This is a genomic window from Pseudomonas sp. MIL9, assembly GCF_016887925.1.
Classification (GTDB): domain Bacteria; phylum Pseudomonadota; class Gammaproteobacteria; order Pseudomonadales; family Pseudomonadaceae; genus Aquipseudomonas; species Aquipseudomonas mohnii.
This window is the reverse complement of the sequence record NZ_JAFEHE010000015.1, coordinates 138,078-144,077: the sequence shown is the minus strand read 5'-3', so window position 1 is coordinate 144,077 and position 6,000 is coordinate 138,078. Positions and strand designations below refer to the sequence as shown.

Sequence of the window (6,000 nt, the reverse complement as noted above, 5' to 3'; positions counted from 1 at the left end):
CGTAATGCTGTTCACTTAAGCGGAGCAGCCTTACGGTCCACTGGAAACCGGGTCTTTGAAATCTTCACCGTCCTTGGCCTCGAAGGCCTGGGGCGGTGATCCAGAAACAACCCCCCGATACCTGCCCTCAGTTCCGCCAAGCGTCTCCCTGTCGCTGAAACTGGATTGGCTGCTGCCATCACGATCAATTGCACGGCGATGTACTGACAGGCTGGTTTGAAACGGATGTCCGAAGGTGCTCGACCAAACGCCACCGCCGCTTGGCTCGCTTCCCGGCGAATCACGTTGTAAGCCAGCAACAGCCCCCACACTTCCTGATAGATCAGCTCGATTTTTTTGCTGCGCAAGGTCATTGCGTTCTGTTGCATCGAACTCTTGATGTCCCTGAAACCCAACTCGATCTCCCAACGCTCCTGATAAAGTTTGGCAACGGCCTTGGTGGTGTAGGTCTTGGCCGGCAAGGACGTCATGACGGTCTTCACTTTGCCTTGAATTTCATAGCTAACTTCGCGTACCTCCCAGTGCGAGGGAAGAGTCGGATTTCGCTTTCTGGCCTGTGGCGAGACTTTCATACGCACCAAACGGTCGTGCTGGCTGTAACGGGCCACCTCCTCGCAGACCAGTCCTTTTTTTGCCGGGATCAACCAATGACGGTGGGTGCCCGTTGTGCTCAGGCTCGACAGCAGCTCCGCGCCCCAGAACCCTTTGTCGAACAGCGTCACCGAATGGTCGGGAATCTGCTGCAAAAACTCGTCGGCCAGGCGCATTTCACTGCGTCGGTAAGGGCTCAATTGTGCATCCAGGATCACGTGCGAACGCACATTCATTAGCGCCACCAGGCGCAGCATCGGAAACGGTGTCTGGCGGTCGCTGGAGGTGTTTCCCGACCCGAAGTGATCTCGAAGCTCGGGCGTATCCGGGGTGCGCAAAAGCGCACCGTCCACCGCGAAAACCTGCAGATCATGCCAGGCATCATCGTCATAGCGCTCTGCGCCCCAATGGTTGCCGGTCTTACGGAACAACCACTCAACAGGATCGGCGCCGAGCCGTTTACGAGCTTCGGTTACACCACTGCGCGCCAGCAAATGGTCAGAGGCCAGGCCTTGGGCGCAGATGTTCAAACGCCTGGCCACCTCGTGAACCGGCTCGTCACGAAATAACGCCATGCCAAGCACTAGCCACAGCACTTGATCAGCGGGCAGGCGCCGCCGGCGAATGGTCGCCTGACTGGAGAGGTCGAGCGCAGACGCGACCCACTCGATGGGAATATTTTGAGTGAAAGTGCTCAAGTCACAGAAGTTGAAAAGGTCGCCGAGGTCGAGCAAGTCCTGTTGAACAGACATAAAAAATCCGATGCCAGAGGTCTGGCATCGGATTTTCTAGGAAGCCCGGCTTTGACTCAAATGCTTAAGTGAACAGCATTACGCCCCAGCGCGGGGCTTTTTATTGCCCGTGATTCCTCGCAATCCGCGATTACTCTTCCAGTATCGACGCCAGAACCACCGTCCCTTAAACCCTTGAGCACCACGGGTCCGCCTGCGGGGGAGCGTCAACTCACTTTCCAGCCCAAGACCTCAGTGGTGCGATTGCTGAGGTCATCATGAACACGACGCCCTTGTATCGTCAGCTAGCCAACCACTACCTGGACGCCATCCGCAGCGGCACCCTGAAAACCGGTGAACGATTTCCCTCGATTCGTCTGATGATGGAAAAGCATGCCGTCAGCCTGTCGACCGCAGTGCAGGTGTGCCGCGAGCTGGAGGACTACGGAGTGCTGGAAGCGCGGCCACGCTCCGGCAACTACATCCGCCAGCCCGACACACCGGTCAAACCCGCCCCCGCCGCCTCGCCGCCACTCCTGGACACCGGGGTCTACGTCGGCATTCACGAACAGGTGTCCTCGGTGCTCAAGGCCAGCCAGCGGGCGACGATCAAGGTCAATTTCGCCAGTGCCTATTGCGCACCGGAGCTGTACCCGCTCAAGACCCTGCAAGACAACATGATCAAGGCGCTGCGCCACGATCAGCATTTGCTCGATGCCGCCGGCTCGACCTGCGGCAACAGCGCATTGCGCAACATACTGGCCCGTCGGGCGCTGACCACCAAGACCCATATGACAGCCGATCGCATCGTGATCACCAACGGCGCCACCGAAGCGATCAACCTGGCATTGCGCGCGGTGACCCGGCCCGGCGACGCCGTGGCCGTGGAATCGCCGACTTTTTACGGCCTGCTGCAAATTCTCGAAAGCCTGAACCTGCGCGTACTGGAAGTCCCGGCCACGCCCCACAGCGGGATCAATCTGCTGGCCCTCGAACAACTGCTGCAAGGTCCGGAACGGATCAAGGCGCTGATCGTCATTCCCAACCTGCACAACCCGCTGGGCAGCATCATGCCGGATGCCAACAAGGCGCGGCTGGTTCAGTTGTGCACCGAACACAACACCGTGCTGATCGAGGACGACACCTACGGCGATCTGGTGGACACCGAACAGCCGTTATCCACGCTCAAACACTGGGACCGCACCGGCAACCTGATCTATTGCGCTTCGCTGAACAAAACCCTTGCGCCGGGCATACGCCTGGGCTGGATCAGTGCGGGGAAATGGCACGACCGCGTGGAGATGCTCAAACACACCCAATCCCGTGGGTGCGAGGCGTTGTCGCAACTGGCGGTCAGTGCGTTCATGGGGACACCGTCCTACGAACGTTACCTGCGTCGTTTGCGCAAAACCCTGACGCAACAGCGTCAGCAAATGAGCGCAGCGATCACCCGCTACTTTCCCGAGGGCACCGGCGTGACCCACCCGCAGGGCGGGACGTTGCTGTGGGTGGAACTGCCGCGCGAGCACTCGGCCATGGCGTTTTTCCATGAGGCGCTGAAGGTCGGCATCCAGATTTCCCCTGGGGATATCTTTTCCAATGCCAAGCGTTTCAATCACTTTGTGCGCATTGGCTGCGGAACGCCGTATTCGCCAAAAATCGACGAGGCACTGCAGACCTTGGGCCGCCTCCTCAAGAACCATGGCTAGCCCAAAGGGGATCTTCACTGAACACAGGATTCATGCCTGACCACAATCAACTGTGGGAGCTGGCCTGCCAGCGATGGCGTCATGACAGACACATTGCTGTTGCCTGTACCGCCGCCATCGCGAGCAGGCTCGCTCCCACAGAGGGATTTCAGTGAGCGAAGGATTCGTGCACGACCGCCATCAACTGTGGGAGCTGGCTTGCCAACGATGGCGGACTATCAGACACATCCATGGTGAATGTACCGCCGCCATCGCGAGCAGGCTCACTCCCACAGAGGGATTTCAGTGAGCGAAGGGCTCGCGCACGACCACCATCAACTGTGGGAGCTGGCCTGCCAGCGATGGCGGACTATCAGACACATCCATGGTGAATGTGCCGTCGCCATCGCGAGCAGGCTCGCTCCCACAGGGGAATTTCAGTGAGCGAAGGGCATCGCGAGCAGGCTCGCTCCCACAGGGGAATTTCAGTGAGCGAAGGGCTCGTGCACGACCACCATCAACTGTGGGAGCTGGCCTGCCAGCGATGGCGGACTATCAGACACATCCATGGTGAATGTGCCGCCGCCATCGCGAGCAGGCTCGCTCCCACAGGGGAGTTTCAGTGAGCGAAGGATTCGTGCACGACCGCCATCAACTGTGGGAGCTGGCTTGCCAGCGATGGCGGACTATCAGACACATCCATGGTGAATGTGCCGCCGCCATCGCGAGCAGGCTCGCTCCCACAGGGGAATTTCAGTGAGCGAAGGGTTCGTGCACGACCGCCATCAACTGTGGGAGCTGGCCTGCCAGCGATGGCGGACTATCAGACACATCCATGGTAAATGTGCCGCCGCCATCGCGAGCAGGCTCCCACAGGGGAGTTTCAGTGAGCGAAGGGTTCGTGCACGACCACCATCAACTGTGGGAGCTGGCCTGCCAGCGATGGCGGACTATCAGACACATCCATGGTGAATGTGCCGTCGCCATCGCGAGCAGGCTCGCTCCCACAGGGGAGTTTCAGTGAGCGAAGGATTCGTGCACGACCGCCATCAACTGTGGGAGCTGGCCTGCCAGCGATGGCGGACTATCAGGCACATCCATGGTAAATGTGCCGCCGCCATCGCGAGCAGGCTCGCTCCCACAGGTTTGGGTGTTCTTCAGGTCGGGGATTGGTGCAGGCTGATGATGTGCGGGTCGTCGTTCCAGTGCGGGAAGCGTTCGGCGATCAGGGGGTCGTGGCCGGGAATCACGTGGTCTTCGCTGTCGGCCAGGCGGTCGATTTCGCTGAAGGCTTCAAGGGTCTGCGCCAGGTCGTCGAGGATCGGGAACGGGCTGCGCTCACGGATGTTGACCCACAAATGCGCGGCATCCGAGGCCAGCACGATCCAGCCGCGTTCGGTATTGACCCGCACCACCTGACTGCCGGGCGTATGCCCGCCCACCGGGTGCAGCGTCACACCGGGCATCACCTCGACCGTACCGCCGTGCAAGCGCATCCGCCCTTCGAACAACGGCGGCAGCGCCGACATCACATCGTCGACCTCGTAGGTTTTATTCACCGTGCGATGGGCCATTTTCGGCCCGGTGCAGAAGCGCAGTTCCGCTTCCTGCAGATGCACCGTGGCCTTGGGAAACAGCGCGAGATTGCCGGCATGGTCCCAGTGCAGATGCGTCAGGATCAGGTGCTCGACCTGCGCCGGATCGATGTCCAGTTGCCGCAGGGACTCCTCCGGCAGGCGATACATCTGACGATGGCGCCGATCCGCCGTGGCCGGTTGAAAACAGGTGTCGACCACGATCACCTGCTGCACGTTGCGGATGACCCAGAAGTAATAATCCAGCGGCATCGGCGCATTGGGATCACCGCAGCAGGCGTCGTAAAGGAAATTCTCCCGTGCGGTGCGCTGGGCATTGGCGCCGACACGGATGGCGAACACTTCGTACACAGGAACTGACATGGGCGCCTCCGGGTTCAGGCCGCTGCGGTGGTGTTGAGGGTCGGACGAAAATCGAAATCGATCTGCTCGCTGATACCCAGATCCTGTGCCAGACGATGCAGGCCGCTGTAGTCGCGCATGATGGTGGCGTTCTTGTTGCTTTCGCGGGTGTCGGCAATGATCAGCGCGGCGTCTTCGACCCCAAGCTGCGTCAGAATCGCCTCCCACATCGAGTAGTCCTGAGCGATAAAGGCACTCAGCGCCTGCGACAAGGTGCGTGCGAAAAATGCCCGCTGAGGCGGCTGCATGTTGGCGTACATCACCTTGGCCACTTCGGCCAGTACCTTGCTGTGGGCATATTCATCGCGGTTGTGCTGTTCGGCCACGCGACGGTTTTGCGGCTGGATGGTCTGGTCGTCCGCCAGCAGATCCAGATAGGCGTTGACGCTGATCTCGGCCACCACCGCAAAGGTGATCGCCGCCAGATCCTTCTGCCATTGCTCGGTCAGCGTTTCACGCAGGGCCAGCAGGCGCAGGTAGGTGACGGACGGCGGCAAGTCCAGATCCTGATCCAGCGCCCGGTCGACCTTGGTGCGCTCGATGGCCCGCAGGTGCATCAGCGTGTGGTAGTGCTCATCGATCAGGGTCTGCTGCATCGCCTCGCGAAAATGCCAGTCGTCCTTGCCCAGGTACTGGTTGGCAATGACGCTCAGCGCCGGATTCACGACGTGTTCTTCGGCGGTGACGGTGCGCAGGTTGTAGCCGATCCAGCCCCAGGTCACCACGCTGCTCTTGAGCGTTTCGCTCAAGGCCTGGAATTTGGGGTGATGGAAAAACGGCACCATGCGCTCGGGGTAATCCGGGCGCGCCGGGTCGAACACTTCATCGACCGACCACTTGTCCGGCGAGCAGACGGTGGCGCGCCGGGTCCAGGCCTGATTGAGCCGCACGATCAGTTGATGATCGACCTTGGCGATCTCGATTGCTGTTTGCATGACGCGATACCTGTAAGACGCGTACCCACCAGGGGTACGCCAAAAGAATGAAGGGCGA

At 60.3% G+C, this 6,000-nt stretch carries 4 protein-coding genes; 1 reads left to right on the top strand and 3 read right to left on the bottom strand.

All coding sequences use genetic code 11. From position 1 onward, the window contains the following. Positions 1-11 precede the first annotated feature (11 nt). Positions 12-1,343 (bottom strand): IS4 family transposase, encoded by a 1,332-nt coding sequence (locus tag JQF37_RS17740; RefSeq protein WP_130211656.1) that lies wholly within the window; start codon positions 1,341-1,343, stop codon positions 12-14. A 257-nt stretch (positions 1,344-1,600) separates the two neighbouring features. On the opposite strand from JQF37_RS17740, the gene JQF37_RS17735 reads away from it, so the two are divergent. Further along, complete coding sequence (locus JQF37_RS17735) at positions 1,601-3,031, top strand: PLP-dependent aminotransferase family protein (protein WP_130204030.1); 1,431 nt, start codon at positions 1,601-1,603, stop codon at positions 3,029-3,031. A 1,136-nt stretch (positions 3,032-4,167) separates the two neighbouring features. On the opposite strand, the gene JQF37_RS17730 is transcribed toward JQF37_RS17735, so the two are convergent. Both JQF37_RS17730 and JQF37_RS17725 read right to left on the bottom strand, forming a co-directional pair. After that, a complete protein-coding gene (locus JQF37_RS17730; RefSeq protein WP_130204029.1) occupies positions 4,168-4,968 on the bottom strand; it encodes an N-acyl homoserine lactonase family protein in 801 nt (266 codons plus the stop codon). 14 nt (positions 4,969-4,982) lie between these two features. Continuing rightward, complete coding sequence (locus tag JQF37_RS17725; RefSeq protein WP_130204028.1) at positions 4,983-5,942, bottom strand: diiron oxygenase; 960 nt, start codon at positions 5,940-5,942, stop codon at positions 4,983-4,985. Between the last annotated feature and the right edge of the window lie 58 nt (positions 5,943-6,000).

Excerpts from the sequence above, each read along its gene's own strand:
- JQF37_RS17725 (WP_130204028.1), bottom strand. The coding sequence starts at position 5,942 with ATGCAAACAGCAATCGAGATCGCCAAGGTCGATCATCAACTGATCGTG.
- JQF37_RS17740 (WP_130211656.1), bottom strand. The coding sequence starts at position 1,343 with ATGTCTGTTCAACAGGACTTGCTCGACCTCGGCGACCTTTTCAACTTC.
- JQF37_RS17735 (WP_130204030.1), top strand. The coding sequence starts at position 1,601 with ATGAACACGACGCCCTTGTATCGTCAGCTAGCCAACCACTACCTGGAC.
- JQF37_RS17730 (WP_130204029.1), bottom strand. The coding sequence starts at position 4,968 with ATGTCAGTTCCTGTGTACGAAGTGTTCGCCATCCGTGTCGGCGCCAAT.